The sequence below is a fragment of the Paenibacillus xylaniclasticus genome, from assembly GCF_004001065.1.
Classification (GTDB): Bacteria; Bacillota; Bacilli; order Paenibacillales; family Paenibacillaceae; genus Paenibacillus_T; species Paenibacillus_T xylaniclasticus.
The window spans coordinates 1-18,921 of sequence record NZ_BIML01000029.1 but is presented as its reverse complement, the minus strand read 5'-3'; the positions used below and the strand labels follow the sequence as shown (position 1 = coordinate 18,921).

General features: G+C 49.4%; 12 protein-coding genes. 11 read left to right on the top strand and 1 reads right to left on the bottom strand.

Features of this window, described 5'->3' with window-relative positions:
• Positions 1-45 precede the first annotated feature (45 nt).
• From PXY01_RS18790 to PXY01_RS18755, 8 genes are all read left to right on the top strand, one after another.
• Entirely contained in the window at positions 46-426 is a 381-nt protein-coding gene (locus tag PXY01_RS18790; protein ID WP_127572112.1) for an ATPase, read from the top strand.
• A 241-nt stretch (positions 427-667) separates the two neighbouring features.
• On the top strand, positions 668-955 hold the full coding sequence (gene gatC, locus PXY01_RS18785) for an Asp-tRNA(Asn)/Glu-tRNA(Gln) amidotransferase subunit GatC (RefSeq protein WP_127572110.1): 288 nt from the start codon (positions 668-670) through the stop codon (positions 953-955).
• 39 nt (positions 956-994) lie between these two features.
• Positions 995-2,452: an Asp-tRNA(Asn)/Glu-tRNA(Gln) amidotransferase subunit GatA gene (gatA, locus tag PXY01_RS18780; protein WP_127572108.1), complete on the top strand. Its 1,458-nt coding sequence runs from the start codon at positions 995-997 to the stop codon at positions 2,450-2,452.
• 214 nt (positions 2,453-2,666) lie between these two features.
• Positions 2,667-4,106: an Asp-tRNA(Asn)/Glu-tRNA(Gln) amidotransferase subunit GatB gene (gene gatB / locus PXY01_RS18775; RefSeq protein WP_127572106.1), complete on the top strand. Its 1,440-nt coding sequence runs from the start codon at positions 2,667-2,669 to the stop codon at positions 4,104-4,106.
• Between the two features lie 196 nt (positions 4,107-4,302).
• Positions 4,303-5,016 (top strand): MgtC/SapB family protein, encoded by a 714-nt coding sequence (locus PXY01_RS18770; protein WP_127572104.1) that lies wholly within the window; start codon positions 4,303-4,305, stop codon positions 5,014-5,016.
• On the top strand, positions 5,013-6,986 hold the full coding sequence (locus PXY01_RS18765; protein WP_127572102.1) for a DUF4097 family beta strand repeat-containing protein: 1,974 nt from the start codon (positions 5,013-5,015) through the stop codon (positions 6,984-6,986). The genes PXY01_RS18770 and PXY01_RS18765 overlap by 4 nt, the downstream gene beginning before the upstream one ends.
• Positions 6,987-7,100: 114 nt before the next feature.
• Entirely contained in the window at positions 7,101-7,523 is a 423-nt protein-coding gene (perR, locus tag PXY01_RS18760; protein ID WP_127572100.1) for a peroxide-responsive transcriptional repressor PerR, read from the top strand.
• Between the two features lie 161 nt (positions 7,524-7,684).
• Entirely contained in the window at positions 7,685-9,418 is a 1,734-nt protein-coding gene (locus PXY01_RS18755) for a glycosyl hydrolase family 18 protein (protein ID WP_127572098.1), read from the top strand.
• Positions 9,419-9,572: 154 nt separating this feature from the next.
• On the opposite strand, the gene PXY01_RS18750 is transcribed toward PXY01_RS18755, so the two are convergent.
• Positions 9,573-9,977: a DUF2614 family zinc ribbon-containing protein gene (locus PXY01_RS18750; RefSeq protein ID WP_127572096.1), complete on the bottom strand. Its 405-nt coding sequence runs from the start codon at positions 9,975-9,977 to the stop codon at positions 9,573-9,575.
• A 147-nt stretch (positions 9,978-10,124) separates the two neighbouring features.
• On the opposite strand from PXY01_RS18750, the gene PXY01_RS18745 reads away from it, so the two are divergent.
• The 3 genes from PXY01_RS18745 (at position 10,125) to PXY01_RS18735 (ending at position 18,663) form a co-directional block, all read left to right on the top strand.
• Positions 10,125-11,030: a nucleotidyltransferase-like protein gene (locus tag PXY01_RS18745; RefSeq protein ID WP_127572094.1), complete on the top strand. Its 906-nt coding sequence runs from the start codon at positions 10,125-10,127 to the stop codon at positions 11,028-11,030.
• Between the two features lie 309 nt (positions 11,031-11,339).
• Positions 11,340-12,293 (top strand): copper amine oxidase N-terminal domain-containing protein, encoded by a 954-nt coding sequence (locus tag PXY01_RS18740; protein WP_127572092.1) that lies wholly within the window; start codon positions 11,340-11,342, stop codon positions 12,291-12,293.
• 10 nt (positions 12,294-12,303) lie between these two features.
• Entirely contained in the window at positions 12,304-18,663 is a 6,360-nt protein-coding gene (locus PXY01_RS18735) for a glycoside hydrolase family 78 protein (protein ID WP_127572090.1), read from the top strand.
• Positions 18,664-18,921 lie beyond the last annotated feature (258 nt).

Here is an 18,921-nt window from a genome sequence, read left to right as displayed (position 1 = left end):
ATAGACGCTTTATTAAACGGATCCTACACAAGGGAGAATGGATAGATGCTGAAACTGGGGGAGAAAGTCATAATCGTAGACGATCGTTTCGAGCAAAATCTCCCCATCGGGGAATACGGCTATATTATCGCCTACGATCGGAATCAAGATAATGTGTTTGAATATGTGGTGAGAGTTCCGAAGGCCGGCCGCAATTTTCTCGTAACAGGTGACGATGTGGAGCGCGAGTCTGTTCTTGTTCAGCAGGAGGTAGACCGAATCGAGCGCGAAGCGCTCATTGATTACGCCTTGCTGACACGCAACGAAGAGCTGTTCCGCCATATTATGAACGGCGGCACACAGCAAGAACAAGCAGAAGAAGAGGCATCGGAACCCCAAAGCGCTGAAGATTTTATTCGGCAGATTCGGCTGAAGGCGTGGATTTAACACCGATCTTAATCAAGTAGCAGCCCTCGGACAGCTGTCCGGCCGGGCTGCTATTTTTGTTGGGCTGCTAACACTTTTAGGCGATGGTATGTCAGGTAGCGATTGCATTCCATCGCCGTGCAGCTTCTTCGCCGTTTTTTCGTTGTGCGAGGAAGCAACGATGGACCTTAGCGCCCTTCTTTTTTTGCCAACCATCGGCTATAATATGAAGAATGACCGCGAGAATGGAAGGAGAATGACGATGAGTATTACGGCGAACGATGTCGAGCATGTTGCGAACCTGGCACGTCTCGAGTTGACGGATGAAGAGAAAGAGACTTTCACCGTTCAATTGAACGCAATTTTGAAGTATGCGGAGAAGCTGAACGAGCTGAATACGGACGGCGTGGAGCCGACCAGCCACGTGCTGCCGCTCGCGAATGTGATGCGTGCCGACGAGGTACGGCCTTCCGTCTCGAATGAGACGGCGCTGCGCAACGCACCGGATGATGAAGATGGACAAATTAAAGTGCCGGCGGTGCTCGAGTAGCTGGCCGGTTGGTTCGATATATGAAGGGAGGAACGACTGTTGGCACGGTTTGATTTGCGCTTACAGGATATACATAACCAATTGAATAATAAAGAGCTGTCAGTATCCGAACTGACGGACGCTTCGTTCAAGCGGATTGCAGAGACGGAGCCTGCAGTACAAGCATTCATTACGTTGAATGAGGAAGGCGCCCGCGCTCAAGCTGCTGAGCTGGACAAGCAGCTGCAAGCTGGCGGTGAGCGCGGCTTGCTGTTCGGCCTGCCGGCGGGCATTAAGGACAACATTGTTACGGAAGGTATCCGTACGACTTGTGCCAGCCAATTTTTGCGCAATTATGACCCAATTTATGATGCAACTGTATCGAAGAAGCTGAAAGCGGCTCAATCGGTTACGATCGGTAAGCTGAACATGGACGAATTCGCTATGGGCGGCTCGAACGAAAATTCGAGCTTCCACGTGACGCGCAATCCATGGAATACCGAATACGTGCCGGGCGGCTCTAGCGGCGGTTCGGCAGCATCGGTTGCTGCGGGACAAGTCTACTTCTCCCTCGGCTCCGACACCGGCGGCTCGATTCGTCAGCCGGCATCTTATTGCGGTATCGTCGGCTTGAAGCCGACGTACGGCCTTGTATCGAGGTTCGGCCTCGTTGCGTTCGCCTCGTCTCTCGACCAGATTGGTCCACTGACGAAGAACGTAGAAGATTCCGCTTATGTTCTGCAAGCGATTGCTGGTTATGATCACATGGATTCGACATCGGCGAATGTTGAAATTCCGGACTATACGGCAGCTCTTACGGGCGATGTCAAAGGTCTTCGTATCGGTGTTCCGAAGGAATATCTCGGCGCGGGCATCGATCCGAAAGTGAAAGAGGCGGTATTAGCTGCTCTGAAGGTCTATGAAAGTCTCGGCGCAGTATGGGAAGAAGTATCGATGCCGCATACAGAATACGCTGTGGCAACGTACTACTTGCTCGCCTCGTCGGAAGCTTCGTCCAACCTGGCTCGCTTCGACGGCGTTCGTTACGGAGTTCGTGCGGACAATCCGGACAATCTGATCGATATGTATCGTAAGTCGCGCAGCCAAGGCTTTGGCTCTGAAGTGAAGCGTCGTATTATGCTTGGCACGTATGCGCTCAGCTCCGGCTATTATGATGCTTACTATAAGAAAGCGCAGCAGGTACGCACGCTTATTAAACGTGACTTCGACCAAGCGTTCGAGAAGTATGACGTATTGCTCGGACCGACGGCTCCGACGACGGCCTTCCGGATCGGCGAGCAGGTCGGCGACCCGCTGACGATGTATTTGAACGATATTTTGACGATTCCAGTCAGCCTTGCAGGCGTTCCAGCAATCAGCATTCCGTGTGGACTCGCGGACGGCCTTCCAGTCGGCTTGCAAATTATCGGTAAAGCGTTCGACGAATCGACGGTTCTTCGGACCGCTCATGCGTTCGAGCAGCATACGGATTTCCACAAGGCACGCCCACAGCTGTAAAGGGAAAGCAACTACAACTATTAGCGCTGATCAAGTTTAATCGGCGCTTCATCCTATTTAAATAAAAGACATGTTGGATTCGATGGATGGACGCAGCTTGCGGAGCGGGCGGTATTGATTCTGGAGAATCAAGGGACAACAGCGATCGGAAGAGCAATATCGTCTGAGCAGCTGCACGCACCAATGTTTCCAACTCAAGCAGGAGGATCAAATCATGTCGACCCAATACGAGACGGTCATCGGCCTAGAAGTGCACGTCGAGCTGCATACGAAGAGCAAGATCTTTTGCGGCTGCTCGACGGCATTCGGCGCGCCGCCGAATACGCATACGTGCCCAATCTGCCTTGGCCACCCTGGTGTTCTGCCGGTACTGAACCGCCAGGCGGTGGAATATGCGATGAAAGCGGCAATGGCGCTTAACTGTACCATTGCGGACGTTAGCAAGTTCGACCGCAAAAACTATTTTTATCCGGACAGCCCGAAAGCGTACCAAATTTCGCAATATGACCAACCGATCGGCGAGAACGGCTGGATTGACATTGAAGTGAACGGCGAGACGAAGCGGATCGGCATTACTCGCGTTCATCTTGAGGAAGATGCTGGCAAGCTGACGCACGTGGACGGCGGCTACGCTTCGCTTGTCGACTTTAACCGTGTCGGTACGCCGCTGATCGAGATCGTCTCGGAGCCTGATATCCGCACGCCGGAGGAAGCGAAAGCGTACTTGGAGAAAATTCGCGCGATTATGCTCTATTGCGACGTGTCTGATGTGAAGATGGAAGAAGGCAGCATGCGCTGCGACGCGAACATTTCGCTTCGTCCTTATGGCCAAGAGAAGTTCGGTACGAAGGCAGAGCTGAAGAACATGAACACGTTCCGCGGCGTTCAGCGCGGTCTCGAATATGAGCAGTGGCGTCAAGCTGAAGTGCTTAATAGCGGCGGTGAAATCGTTCAAGAAACGCGCCGCTGGGATGAGGCTCAAGGCAAGACGCTGTCGATGCGCGGCAAGGAAGAGGCGCATGACTACCGCTACTTCCCAGATCCGGACCTTGTACGCTTGAATATCGATGAAGAATGGAAAGCTCGTGTCCGCGCTTCGATTCCGGAACTGCCGGATGCCCGCAAAGCACGTTACGTAGCAGAATACGAGCTTCCATCTTATGATGCAGAAGTGCTGACGTCGTCGATGAAGATGGCAGACTTCTTCGAGGAAAGCTTGAAATATACGAAGGATGCCAAAGCGGTATCGAACTGGATTATGGGCGATTTGCTCGGTTATTTGAATGCAAACAACCTGGAATTCGGCGATATTAAGCTGACGGCTCAAGGTCTCGGCGAGATGATCGGGCTGCTGGAATCGAAAACGATCAACAGCAAGATCGCGAAGACGGTATTTAAAGCGATGCTCGAGACGGGCAAGCTGCCGAAGCAAATCGTCGAGGAGCAGGGCCTCGTCCAAATTAGCGACGAAGGCGCGGTCAAAGAAATTGTTGTCCAAATTATCGAAGCGAATCCGCAATCGGTAGCAGACTACAAAGCCGGCAAAGAGAAAGCAATCGGCTTCCTCGTCGGCCAAGTCATGAAAGCATCGAAAGGCAAAGCGAATCCAGCGCTTGCGAACAAGCTGCTCGTTGAGGTGCTGAGCCAACTGTAAGACGATGTACGTCATGTCGTACAATCAATTAGTAGTTGTTCAATAAGTCTCCATAATATAAGGTTGGGTGGAAAACAACGTGCTTGTTTTCTGCCCAACCTTTTGTTGTTTCGGTCTTTGGAGGAAAACATATCGATGGTGCTGATTCCGCATACAATGTGTTACAATCATTTTTAACCGAAAGGATGGATGTGAAATGGTAGCGGGCGAAGTCGCAAGTCCATGGTACATTGATACTACCGAAATGCTGCTGAGAATGGGTCTTGCGCTGCTGCTCGGCGGCTTAATCGGCTTCGAACGAGAGCAATCTAATCATGCGGCGGGACTTCGGACGAATACGCTCGTATGTCTTGGCTCCTGTCTATTAATGATGCTGTCGATGTACGGCTTCGGCGCTTTCGCCGACGAACCGAATGTGCGGCTCGATCCTGCACGGCTTGCTGCTCAAGTCATTACAGGTATTGGTTTTCTGGGAGCCGGTACGATTCTGTTCACTGGCAAGTCGATTACAGGATTAACGACAGCTGCGTCACTGTGGGTTGTCTCAGCGATCGGCTTGGCGATCGGGGCAGGGTTCTATATTCCGGCCGTGACAGCTACTGTGACCGTATTTTTTATTCTGTGGGCGATGAATAAGGTTGAGAAGCGGTTTCTTCGGGGCAAGAAGGAGCAAATGCTTCGAATATATGCCGATGACCGAGCCGTGCTAATGCAAGCAATGAACGCCATTATTCATGAAAGAGATATTGTCGTCCGCAAATTGACGGTTAACGATCATACCGAGCATGACGGACACGGAGGCCAGGTCATGGTTCAAATGTATATTACCTTGCCGAAGAATCAGTCCATCGTGCTGTTGGTGAATGATATTAACGATGTTGAGGGCGTAAGAGGAGTGAGCTCGGAATGACGGCTCGGAACGGCTCTCCTCAAGAGCGGCGATCAGCATCGGTCAGTCGCTTCAGCATGAGAAGATGGGCAGCCGTGCTCGCATCGTGTCTCGTACCTGGGGCGGGACATTGGATACTCGGACGGTATGCCAAAGGGCTGCTTCTTGTGTCGACAGCTGCGCTTGACATCGCGGCGATGGTCAAGCTGGCGGATACGGCCGGAGGACGCCATTTGCTGCTTATCGTATTTTTAGGAATGGTGCTTCCCGTACTGTATTTCTATAGTGTGTTTAACACCCTTCAAACAACGGGTACGGCGCGCGGGGAGTCTGTTACGGATGGGATACCCGATCCTGTAGACGAACCTTTTCGCTGGCTGCATGCGGTTCTTACCATGATGGCTGGCTTGCTGTTGTTGCTTCTGCTTCGAATGCCGGACAAGCTGCGTCCTTGGCTGGATACAGCGGGGAATTATGGGGCGCCTGTGCTCATGTTTGCAGTAACGGCATGGATCGTAGTGCGCCGGAGAAAGGGCGGACGGTACTGGCTCGGTAGATGGACGGCGGCTGCGCTTTCATTCGGGACAGGGGCGCTTCTCCTATCGGATGAGTGGACGGGCAAGGACAATGTTGCGCTAATTGGTGACTGGTGGCCGCTTCTGTTCGTGTTGTTCGGCGGCGAACTGCTAGCCTACAGTTTGCTTCGGCGGACTACGCCCGCAGCGTTATCGGCTGATATGTCTGCCGTAATGACAGCTGTCGTCATTGCGGTGACCGCATACAGCATTACGCAATATGCGGAGCTTCCATACCGTTGGCTGGACCAATGGGCAGCACAGCGCAGCGGCTATTCGAACTTCAGTGAGGAGAAAGGATTTAGCTACGACAAGCCGGCGGTTTCCGCAGATGTTCCATCTGATGTGAGACGGATTATCATTGATAATCCGAACGGAGAGGTATATGTCCAGCGCGGAGCTTCGGAGCGTATCGTTGTCGATACGACCGTATGGATTGATTCTGCCGACCGTGCGGAAGCGGATGCGGCTGCCGAAGGTACGAACGTCGAGCTTGTTGCTGGAGAAGAAATGTCGATTAAGACGGTTTCGCAAGGCTTTGGCGAAGGTGGAGAGCGGAAGCCGCGTGTTAATATAACGGTTTCACTGCCGCCGTCCATCGTAGATGCTGTTCCAGGTGAGGACGCATCGGTTGAGGCAGACCCGCAAGACGCGAGTGTGGATTTGCCTATGACAGAGCAGGAGGCGGCAATGGAGCAGGGGCAGACAGCCGCGCTGGATGAGGACGCAAGCGTTGAAGGTACAGCAGAGCAAGCTCCAGAACAGGCAGAGAACAAGCCAGAGATTGAGGAGCATAAGCGGCTGGAAATGCGTATAAAAATTCAGAGTGGGGATGCGAAAGTGTTCGATATCGCTGTGCCTGCTGAATTAATGATTGAGGTTGGCAGCGGCACGATTACTGCTCAGCGAATAAGCGGTACCGTATCAGCCCAAACGGTGAACGGAAGCGTTCGGCTTATACAGGTAGCGGATGAAATTCATGCTTCCGTAAGTAATGGCTCCATTAACGCCATTGAAGCCGGCGGTAATGTAACAGCGTCGACTGCGAACGGCGGAATACAGTTGAAGCAAGTGGCGGGCGATATTGAGGTAGAGACGAAGAATGGCGAGGTATCCATCCGTGAAGCAGCAGGACGTGTGAAGGCTGATACGCTGAATGGAACGATCGAGGTATCCAGCAGCGTTGTTGGCGGAGATTGGGACATTGTGGGACTGGTTGGAGATGTAAAGCTGCAGCTACCGTCCGATGGAAGCTACGAGATGAACGGCTCCGTCACGTTCGGACAAATCCATATAGATCCCGGACTGCCGCTAACCTCCGTGCGCAAAACCGTCCGAGGCATCGTTGGAGGCGGCGATCACCGAATATACGTTAATGCGAACAGCAGCATTGAAATCGCTCCCTTCGTACGATAGGAAGCTAGACCAGCCCTTACCGGTTGACGAAAGCAGCTTTGAGCGCTTACATTGACAAAAACTTTAATTTGCAATTACAATAATTCTAAAGATGGAATAAAGGACGTGAATGGTATGGGTGCCACCGTCGAAAGAGCACTGGAACAACTGAAAAATAATGGCGTCCGGATGACCCCTCAGCGTCATGCTATATTGAGCTATTTAATGAGCGTTATGTCGCATCCGACAGCGGACGAGATTTATAAGTCGTTGTCCCCACAGTTTCCAAGTATGAGCGTGGCGACGATCTATAACAATTTGCGGCTATTCGTCGAGGCGGGACTTGTTCGGGAATTGACCTATGGCGACTCGTCGAGCCGCTTTGATGCTGATTTATCGGATCATTATCATGCGATCTGCAAGTGCTGCGGTAAGATCGTTGATTTTGAATATCCTCCGTTGCTCGAAGTAGAGAAGGCGGCGTCCAAGACGACGGGCTTTACAGTTGAGGGACATCGGATGGAGATATACGGCGTCTGCGAGGATTGCTTGAAGTAATTTCTCGGTTAACAAGTGAAGCTTTTTGCGTTAAGGTTTCGTAATAGTTATATGCGCGATTACGTGCAGAAGGAGGCTCGTCTTCCCGCTGCACGTTTTTATTTAATCAACTTACTGTGTCGATCGTATGATCTGCAGGTGACGATAAGGAGAGTGTTCAGGTGGAAACGATTCGACTGCGTGTAAGCAGCCGAAGAAGGCGAAGACGGCGCGGAGCTGCAGGCTTCATCCTGCTCGTACTGGTTGGCGCCGTGATTGGGGCATGGATCGGTTGGAATCAGCTAGCGCCTAATAAGAAGCATGTATCCCCGGATTATGGAAGCGGGTTTGCATTATTTTATGAGGGCAATCCATTAGATAAGCATGCATTGATGGACGGTAGTGAGCTGAAGCTGCCGCTGTCGGCCATCCAGGATGTGATGGGCGACAGCAGTCCGATTCCATATGAGGACGAGAGCGGATCAATCATCTTGACGACCGCCAATCACGTGCTCCGGATGAAAACAGATGAGCTGACCGCTACGCTTAACCGTAAGCCGTACGAGCTTCGGGTCGCGGCGGAGACGCAGGAGGATGAAGTGTATTTGCCTGTTGAACCGCTTAAGCAGCTGTATGGGCTTCAGGCGGAGTACAAGCCGGGCAGCGGGACTGTGACGCTTCTTCAGGCGGGAGATACGGTAGAGCGGGTTAAGCCGAAGAATGTAAAGAAGGGAGTCCCGATTCGTACGAAGCCATCGATCAAAGCGCCGATCGTCGAGCAGGTGACAGGTACGGGAGTGCTGCGGCTTTGGCGTGAGGAGAATAAGAAGTGGTTGTACGTGCAAGGGCCCGATGGTGCAGTCGGTTATGTGAAAGCGGCTGACGTCACAACTGCCGAGACGGAGACGGTCCCTGTGCCGGATCAGCCGGAGCCGTTCGAAGCGCCTAAGCTTACCGGAGGACAGATCAATCTGACCTGGGAAGCGGTGTACAATAATCCGATCAATACGGCATCTATTGGCGATATGCCCGGCGTTAATGTCGTCAGCCCCACATGGTTCGAGCTGAAGAACGGCGACGGAGATATAATAAGTAAGGCCGATGCACGATATGTCAAATGGGCGCATAACCGCGGCATGCACGTTTGGGCGCTGTTCAGCAACGGCTTTGAGCCCGAGCGGACGGCGAAGGCACTGGCAAGCGTTGATACGAGGTTCAAAATGATTCAGCAGCTGCTTGCATTCGCGCAGCTGTATGACTTACAAGGCATTAACGTCGATTTCGAGAACGTTAATTTGTCGGATAAAGCGAACGTCGTACAATTCGTACGCGAGCTGACTCCGCTGCTGCACGAGCAGGGACTAGTCGTATCGATTGACGTTACGCCGAAGGGCGGCAGCGATACGTGGTCGAACTTTCTCGATCGTCAGGCTCTTGGTCAAACGGTTGATTATATGATGCTGATGGCATATGACGAGCATTGGGCAAGCAGTCCGAAAGCAGGCTCGGTTGCGTCGCTTGGGTGGACGGAGAAATCGCTGGCGCGCATTTTGGACGAGGATGGCGTTCCGCCGGAGAAGATGGTGCTCGCTATGCCGTTGTATACGAGAGTATGGACGGAGAAGGACGGTAAAGTTAGCTCCAAAGCGATTGGCATGGAGAAGGCAGCTTCGCTCCTAAAGGAGAAGAAGCTGACGCCGACATTTGATCAAGCTGCCGGTCAGCATTACGTCGAGTTTGAAGAGGACGGCGGACGTAAACGGATATGGCTGGAGGATGAGACTTCCTTGAAGGCGAGAGTTGCTCTCGTGCATAAATATAAGCTGGCTGGCGTTGCGACGTGGCAGCGTGCTTTTCAAGGCGGGAATGTATGGAGCACGATTGACGGCGCGTTGAAGGGACAGCCAAAGTCATAAACCAAAGTTGTAAGCTATAGTGAACTGCAGACTGCACTACTATTTTCCTATATTGTAAATATGCAAAAATCCCCTTGATCGATGCCATATGGCCTTCGTTGTAAGGGGATTTTGTTTACGTATGTAGAGGTCTGAATGTTAGCAAAGTTAAGACTTACGCATGCGGAGGGGCAGATACAGTAGCGGTTTCTTGCTGTCCCTCAATAGGCTCGAACGTCTCGTCGTCCAGGTCTGTTGCAAGCGAAGGATCGACGGTCATTTTTGTTTTGCAATGCATGCAGCGGTCCACTCGGCCGATCATCTTCGTATGCTTGCCGCATTCCGGACATTGAATCGTCTTGACGCTGGTGGACATCATGCCTGCCCAGAAGTAGATCCCGACGCTGATGAGCATTAAAATCGAACCAAGCACCATGAACGTTCCGGCGAAAATTCGTCCGGCTGTGCCGTCGAAGAAGACAATTCCTGCTGTACCGAAGATCATCATGCCCATGCCGCCGAGCATAAACAATAAGCCCCAAAGACGAAACTCGTTGATTTTTGCTGTTTTGAAAAACACGGTGGAAGCTCCCCTCCAGTAAATTGTCGAAAAATGCCGGGGGTGATTCGCATAAATTAGCAGGAATCAGCCGGACGGTTGTCGAAACAGTATGCTGTAGACTAATATTATAGCCGAAACCTCTCGGTTAAGCTATATGGAGGCCTCATGGAACATATAAAACATCATTTTGTTGAAAGTTATAAAAATGACAGCGGTCTCGTAAGCTTAGCGGCAATTGAGAACCCGGTTCCTTATAATCCTCTTATCGACGGACATGATCTGTTGCTGCTGGTCGTCACAGAGCAGTCTCAGCTTGCGGGTCAGACAGAGCATTTTCGATTCGACGGCGAACGGGTGCTTGTGCGTACGGTCGATAAGATCATGCTTGACCGCTGGATTTACGGCGGAGAGAATCGAAGCATAATCCAATGGTTGGAGCGGGGGCAGCTGCTTATAGACCGCGACAACTATTTGAAAAATATTCGTGAATCGTTGCTCGTGTTTCCTGATCTGTTCCGGGAGCAGAAGCGGCTGGTCGAATTTGCCGCTTATGTCCGCACCTATTTTCAGGCGAAGCAAGATTTGCAGGACGGCAATTTACTGGATGCCTATTCGAATATTCTGGCCGGTCTGCATCATTGGGCGCATATCGCGCTTATTGAAGAAGGTCAGCATCCTGAGCTTACGGTCTGGCGTCAGCTACGCAGAGTGCACCCTGGTATATACAAGCTGTATGAAGAATTGACCGCCAGCTCCGAGACGCTCGAGCAGCGTGTGCAGCTTGTTATGCTGGCATGCGAGTTTACAATCATGAGCAAAATGAAATCGTGCTGTTCGCTGCTCCTTCGCACATTAGCAAGCCGCCCTGAGCCTTGGAGCGTTATGGAGCTGCAGAATCATCCCGTATTTGCGCATCTGCATGTCGATCTGTCGCTCTTGCTGCAGAAGCTGGTCAATCGATCGATCGTCCACGAGGTTCCGTTCATCTCGGAGTCCGGTGATCCTGAAGCGCTGGAGCTTCGCTATACCGTTGTAACATCAGCCGACGCAGACCGCACGAATGCAGGGTAGTTGATTTTTGTAAAAATTGGTTTTATAATAGCGGTAAATGAATATGCTTACGGACAGGAAGCACCTGTCTGCACGCGATAGCTATTTGCTGTCGTTGCAGAGAGGTGCTTTTTTTGTTGCGAGCAATACCGTCGAATAGTGAAGAACGTTGTAAAAAAATGTTCGCAGATGGGATGAGTGGTGATAGAATGGTAATTATTAGTATTTTGGTGGTGGATCTTGATAGGCTTGTTGAAGCTCTTATTCATAATTCGAAATACGTGAATGGATAAATTGATAATAACAATAGGGTGAAAGGTGGATGTTTTTATGAAGAAAAAATTGCTTCTGCTACTGACTACTATAACGACAATGATTGGTTCAACGGGGGTGCCTGCACATGCAGCTGACGGTCCGTATTCCATCTCCAAGCTCATTCATACACCGCTGCCAATTGAAGTGCTGATTGATGCTCGGAAAATTGCATTTCCGGATGCGCGGCCGATTAATGACAACGGATCGGTAATCGTGCCGGTGCGCGTCGTATCCGAGAATCTTGGCGGCAAGCTATCGCTGTCGGGTAAAAACATTACGATTGTGAAAGGTGAACGAACGATTAAGCTGACGATTGACTCTAAAACAGCGACCGTTAATGGCAAGAAACTCACGTTAAACACGGCAGCCAAAGTGATTAAAGGCCGGACGTTTGTGCCACTGCGATTCGTTAGCGAAGCGCTGGGCGTGGCCGTCGAATGGGATAAGGTGAACCAATTCGTCTGGATCGGGCATAAGAACATTCCGAAGCTTGAAGATGTTGCGAAGCTGGTGGATATTAAGCCGTTTTTGCCTTATTACAAGGGGGTAGAGGGCCTGCTTGATCCATATCACACGGGTACAAAGGCAACGAAGGCTTATGTATTGGAAATTAAAGATTTCCCGTTTCTTCTCGAAGGATCATATTACTATCGGTGGGATCTCATTAAAAGTGTAGGCGGCAGCACATATATTCGTTCCTCAACTACACAAACGGGATCAATGGGAACGGGCTTGTTCTTCCTCTCAAATGATAAGAAGTACCGTAGTCGGGCAGAATTAGCGGGCATTCGCGAATCAATTGGTGGATTTCGTATTCACTATTATAGTGAGTCAACCATTAATGATTTAGATAACCTGGGGGATACGAATTATATGAATTTTAAGCTCAGCAGTGCCGACTATATCGGAATAAGAAGTGCGGTAGATAAAAAAAGCTACCCTATTCTAGTTAAAAATCCATTCAACTAAGGGTGATACTATGAAAAAGCTCTTTAAATTAGCGATACTCATAGCTACCATACTGGTGGGTCTTGGACTCACCATTTTTGTACCTGAAGTTGCAGAAGCGGCGCTCGGAGATAATGCCAGTGTAAAACCAATCAATAAAGTTATGAACGGCGAATCCCGTTACGTCGCTGTCGGATTTATGTACTACGAAATTATGAGCAAGAATGACGGGACATGGGATCTTACCAAACCCCACCCTACAGTTGGTAACATTCCTGCTTCTACTGTAGATGTAAGTAAGACATATACTTTTAACTTTCCAGACAGAAGGGTTCGGGATGTTAAAGTAAGAGCGTTTAATCCGAACAATCACTCTGAGATTTTTTTAGAGTCTCGTACAGGATCGGAGCCCTGGAATGAATTTGAGTCTTTTATCAGCACTCAGATTACTAATCACAATGCCACCAATATTTACGGCATTGGTGGATCAACAGTAACTTTCAATGCCAATGTAACAGCGCTTCTTGCTTCTTCACAAGTCTTTAACGTGCGTACGCAGTACATGAATGAAGGCGTAGACTACTGCCCCAAATGTACAGATGACGCAAAAATCTACCGCTACTACATTCCTATACTGTTCGAAATCCAGCTCGACGGCCGCGTAGCCGTCCACCATTACCTGACAGACGGAACGCTCATCGACTCGGATTTTCCAGATCAATCTTTCAACGTTTCGCAAGGTGGATCACTCGCGTTTACACCGGCGACGAACGCAAAGTACGATTATGTCGGATACAAGAAGTCTACTACCGGACCGCCAAGCGGTGGATCGATCCAATCCGGTAACCCCCCGAACGTAACCTATGATGGCACTTACGATATTTATCACGTCAATCTGTATTACACCAAGAAACCAGAGAAGACAGACGGACAAGCCATCATTCGTCACGTCGATCGCGACGGAAACCCGATTCCAGGGCTGGCCGATCGTGAGGAGAAACTGGAGCAAAATAAAAAGTTTAGTTCTACATCCGCTGCAGCTCCAAAAGGCTACAAATACGCCGGTTACGTCAAAACCACTACCGGCACCCCACCAACCAAATCACAGATCAGTAGTCCGACGAGTGGCGAATATTCGGGCTTCACTTACGACGGCAGCTTTAAAACGCTCTACCTCTACTACGTTTACGACATCGATACTGTTGGAGAAACAGGTCAAATGCACGTACGGCACATGGTTCGAATGGGGCCAAGCGGCACTTACACCAAAGCAGCCGAAACTGTGATACCTGTCACACCACTTCCGAAAAGCCAGACGGTCGAAGCTGATCCGAGCTATGGTACCATCATTGGTAAAAGCCAATCGACTACCAAATATAGCGATGATATTTCATCCGGATCAAAAGTGACCATGTATCTCACGACCGTCACGAAGGAAGCTTACGTGACGTTCTTTTATGAGAAAAAAGGGGACTTTACCGGAGACTTCGACGTCATTCCGGACGAAATCGAGTACAAAGAATCGTTCACGCTGCGACCGAAAAACTTTGTACTTAACGGCTGCACCTACGTTTATCATCAATGGAAGATCGTTCGGGATAACCGCGAATATATATCCCCTGCCGTAACCGGTATGAATGCCGATTCAACCTATACGCAGTCTTCATATCCATCGGTCATCGGCATTGGAACGCATTATGTGTACATGAAGATCAAGACAAGCTGCGGGGAGAGCGACTGGATCGGGCCTAAAGAGCTCGTAGTAAAAGGTCCAAATAACAACCGTCCGCCGGAGTTTCAGATCGCATGGGTACGGCCGTCCGAGCCGTTAAAACCGGTGTATGAAGTATTGGAAGGAGAAGTGCTGAACCTCGTCGTCATTCAAGACCCTACCGTTCCAACGCCGATCGATCCGGATGGAGATATAATCACGTTCGATGGCTTTGATCTAAGCAGCGACGACTGGTTAAAGACCGTCCCGAGCAAAGGCACTCTTGGCTGGATGAGCTATAACTTCATCAGGATGGATGGTCTTGGGGTGCATAACGTAACGGCCACGATGCGAGATCAGTTCGGTGCGACTTCTACGGCGAGTACGTACGTTCTTGTTGTGCCGCCAGCTCCGATCCCGGTCATTGAAGGTCCGACCAAGGTGGTAGAGGGCCGTCCGCTGCCGTCGCAATTTAATGCTGATGGCTCATATAGTCCAATATCAGGCCGTACCATTGATCACAGCCGAGATGAATGGACGAATGTGAGATCGGTCTATATGACACCGGGTAAAGAGATTATTAAGCTCGATGTTTATGACGGCATTGGTCTAAAATCGATTGAACCGGCGCGACATGTGCTGACGGTGCTGGAAGATATGCCGCCGGTAGTGGAGCTCAAAGGGGCGCTTACCGTTGTGAGGGGTGTTCCGTTCCCGTATACAGTGAGTGCGATAAGTCCGGACGGGGACAAGATCGTCAGCAAGACCGTTTCCATACGTTACGACTCAAATAACAATGGATCGTTTGACGATGAGAGCGCCACGAATATAAATCTGGATGCGAACAGTAAATTCGAACGAACGTATGCGAAAGTGGGGAAATATCAATATACGATTTGTGCGACAGAGGACTGGGGAAAATCAGCGTGTATAACGGTTATCGTTACGGCTGTGAATGATGCACCAGAGGTATCCTTTGATGTGTCATCAACGATTACAGAACCGCCTTTGATCTCCGTCCAGCAAATAAAAGCATCCGATGTGGTCAGTTCAGGCTCTTGGCTTAATACGGATGGAAGTGATCCGAACAAGCCTAAAGCTTGGGTCGCGAATGCAGATGGGACTCTGACTTCAACGGCCTCTAACCATGGCTCGTATACCAATTTCCGTGCAATAAGCAGCGCGACGAGTGTCACAACAGGTCTGCATTACGCCAGAGAAAATGAAACCTATGGTCTCGGAAATGGTTATTACGCTGAAAATGATCGGAACACATATGACTGGAGTGTTACCATTTCCAAAGAAGGAGTTTATGCAGTTCCTTTCATACGACAATCAGGTAGTTATGGTGGTATCACTTGGACCAGAGAACAAATAGAACAAGTGGATTTATTTAATAAGGTGGTCGTAACAGCTATCACTACTAATAGCGGATCTCGTTATGCTTACTATACAATTGATAGCTTTGTGAACCCTGCTGGGCAGCCTTATAAAATTGAAACGAAACACTATGCGACGAACTCAATTGTTCAAAATCGCACAACACAATACTATCTCCCAGGGATAAACGAAAATCTTTATCCATCGTACGATACAAACGGTAACTATTCTATAACGAAAGTGCCATGGGGTGATCCGTCTGCAGCCCAAGTCTCTTCTGGGAATTGCATCATGACTTTAACGTGCGATTATAGCATCAGTAAAATTTCGGCTTTCGGCAATTATACGATTCAAAAGCAAAACGACGGTCTCTATTTGGTAGACATGAAAAATAATTTAGCACATAAGATATCGAATTTTTCGACCTATAATTCGTATTTTAATATTGGTACGGATTGGGCTCTTTCAATGGATGAACGATATCTTTTGACGGTCAAAGACTATAAGACTACAGGATCAGAGTGGAATCTGCTGGATCGATTAACGGGAACGACTACAGTTTGGACATTTCCTACCTCCTTTTACCCTTATCGATATGCGGGGGCGGGGATTGTTGGAAGATTCAACGATTATCTGTTATTCAGGGGCGATCAGACCATTTATGCTTATAAACTAGGAGCAACGTTGACTTATCTATGGGAAGTCTACGCCCCGAATATAAATATAAGCATAACCAATGATGGAAAGCTCTATTTCTCCAGCGACAATTCCCTTAAAACCATTGATATAAGATCGGGAAGCATCATTACCGTTGCTTATCTTGGTTTTAATGCGACAAATATCCGTCAAACGGGGGATGGTGTTCTTGAATTCAACGAGGGTAACTATACGTATTGGATCAAAGGCGATAGCGCTGCAGGCAATCAATCATTAGGCACGCAAAATCAGTTAATTTCGAGTCAACAAATTGACAATATTCAGCTGCAATATAGTATGCAGCTCAATGATTATTACTCCAATTCAGTAGGAGCTGGCTTCTCGTATCGGATTCAAAATCTTTCGTCCTATTATACCGTGGAGCAAACCCCTAATAAGCTGCTGCTCGTAAAAGTTCGTAATGGCTGGCGCGAGATTATCGGAAGCGCTGATTTTGTGGCGGAAGATCATGCATGGAACACGTATAAAATCATCGTACAGGATGATCGGCACCGCGTTTATGTCAATGGCGTACCGCTGATTGATATTCGGGATGGAGAATATAGAGGCGGCAGCTTCGGTCCTTACTCATCCTCTCCGAAGACAGTATTTAAAGGAATGTCTTATGCGAATTTGGATGTGACCGGCACGACGACCGAATACCATAACGTGGCGATCGCTGGGGACAGTAACGTGAAGTACAATGATCGGTATCAAGATCCCGAGAACGATCCGTCGATTAAGCAGCTGACGAAATGGACCTACGATCAATTCCGCGATCCGTTCCTCGATGCAGGGGATGGAAGATCTGGACGTTCGGCATTGCATGGTCAAACGTATACGACACCACAAATCCCGTTTGATAAGGTAGGGGTCTATAAGGTCAAGTACTCAACAACGGATGATCCGAATCCGTCTTTTGCTTATCCGAACATGACCTTTAAGGAATACCGCAAAGAGTCCAACGAATATGTCGCGGAGGTTATCGTTCATCGCCGTCCGATTGCGAACTTCACGGTCGAGGCGATGCCGGACGGTACGGTGAAATGGGTCGACTACAGCTATGATCCGGATCGCTATTTGAACGCATGGACTTATTCGACGGAGCCGACGGGCATTGATTACTACAGAACTCGCGGTGTGCTCGAAAAGAAATTCTATTATATCTCACCAAGCGGTATGATGGTACGCGAGAAGCTTGTCACCCCGCAAGAGACAGGCACGTATGAAATTGGCATGGCGGTTCGGGACGAGTACGGCGCTTGGAGTACGTATTACGTTCAAAACCTTACGATCGGCGTTATTGGACGGAATAATACGCCGCCTGTACCGGGCTTCACGTCCAGCTATATTAATACGTTCCGGGGTGTTCCGATTACATTTGATTCTTACGCCTACGATCTCGAAGACGGCGGCCGCGAGAATTTGCCGCACGAATACTACATTCGCAATCTCTCGCTAACGAACGGATCTGAAACGCTGCAAAGCATGTCTCGAACGAGCTGGGTGAAGACGTTCAATACGATCGGGACGTTTAATGTTCGACAGGTAGTAGAAGATTCGTTGGGTGTACCAGCGCAGTACGAGCTGAAGGTAACGATACACAATCGTAAACCTATCGTGCAAATTTACAATCCGAGCAGCGCTGATCAATATAACCCGACGAAATTTGATGCGCTGCGGCCAACGTTTAACTGGAGCTACGGCGACGGGGACGGCGATCCGCAAACGCAATATCAAGTGCGTATCTATCGTTATGGCGGCGTGCTGCAGATGGATACGAATGTGAAGGGTGGAGCTGCAACGTCGTTTGTGCCAACGACGGATTTGCCGGAACGAGTTAATTTGTATGTTATGGTGCGGGCGTATGATGGTTACGACTGGGGTGACTGGTCCGATCCGAAATTTTTCTATATTGAGACGAACCGGCCTCCAGTGGCTGATTTCGACTGGTCGCCTAAACCAGTTTGGGAGGGGGATACGTTAACATTAACGGACCTTTCAACTGATCCCGATGGCGACGTTCTGACTTCCGAGTGGACGGTAGTGAACCCTTCTTCTCAAATATTTGCTTATAATAATGATCCTGTAATACCGAATGCCAAGCCGGGTATATACACCGTGAAATTAGTTGTATCAGATGGACGGGCAGCATCGAGCGTTACGAAAGAGATCATGGTCGCTCCATTAACTATTGAAGCAGATATTCGTCATACAGACGCATGGAAGCAGCTTCACGACCGGTTAGGGCATGAGACCAGGAGTAATCCGAAAGATTTTTATGCAGGGGAGGTTATACTGGCCAGCAGTCGAACAACCCCGGGAGCTCCAGTACAGAAAGTAACGGTAAAACTTGCTGCGACCGGATTGGATGGCACCGATCTATCTATGACTTGGAGCATGAATGAAGCTGGGGGGCATGCACGCTATGAAGCGGAGCTAGTGGATTCGAGATGGTCATCATTACAAAGTGGACTTCCGAAAGGAAAGTATAAACTGCAATTTACCGCGTTATATATGAATGGAATTACGAAGATGACAACAGTACCTTTTCGAATCATTGGTACCATTCAGGAGACGGTTGAGGTTCATCGGAGGCAGTAAAACATTAACATGACTGGACAAGAGCCTATAGCATTCGAAAGCGATACGAGGACAAAATAAATGAAATGTTAAAAAGCTATTGACTGCTATAGGCTTGTCATGTTAAATTAAATCTCGCCGCTTTTGAAGCGGGCCTCATCGAAGAAAACAAGCGAAAAAGAATTTAAAAAAAAGCTTGCATTCGAGTGGGCGGATGTGATACATTATAAGAGTCGCTGCTGACGAAGCGGACGAGATGAAAGAAAAGCAAGATTCATT

Bases quoted from the DNA above. Each gene is read 5' to 3' on its own strand.
- PXY01_RS18770 (WP_127572104.1), top strand. From the start codon at position 4,303: ATGGTAGCGGGCGAAGTCGCAAGTCCATGGTACATTGATACTACCGAA.
- PXY01_RS18745 (WP_127572094.1), top strand. From the start codon at position 10,125: ATGGAACATATAAAACATCATTTTGTTGAAAGTTATAAAAATGACAGC.
- PXY01_RS18790 (WP_127572112.1), top strand. From the start codon at position 46: ATGCTGAAACTGGGGGAGAAAGTCATAATCGTAGACGATCGTTTCGAG.
- gatC (WP_127572110.1), top strand. From the start codon at position 668: ATGAGTATTACGGCGAACGATGTCGAGCATGTTGCGAACCTGGCACGT.
- PXY01_RS18735 (WP_127572090.1), top strand. From the start codon at position 12,304: ATGAAAAAGCTCTTTAAATTAGCGATACTCATAGCTACCATACTGGTG.
- perR (WP_127572100.1), top strand. From the start codon at position 7,101: ATGGGTGCCACCGTCGAAAGAGCACTGGAACAACTGAAAAATAATGGC.
- PXY01_RS18765 (WP_127572102.1), top strand. From the start codon at position 5,013: ATGACGGCTCGGAACGGCTCTCCTCAAGAGCGGCGATCAGCATCGGTC.
- gatB (WP_127572106.1), top strand. From the start codon at position 2,667: ATGTCGACCCAATACGAGACGGTCATCGGCCTAGAAGTGCACGTCGAG.
- PXY01_RS18740 (WP_127572092.1), top strand. From the start codon at position 11,340: ATGAAGAAAAAATTGCTTCTGCTACTGACTACTATAACGACAATGATT.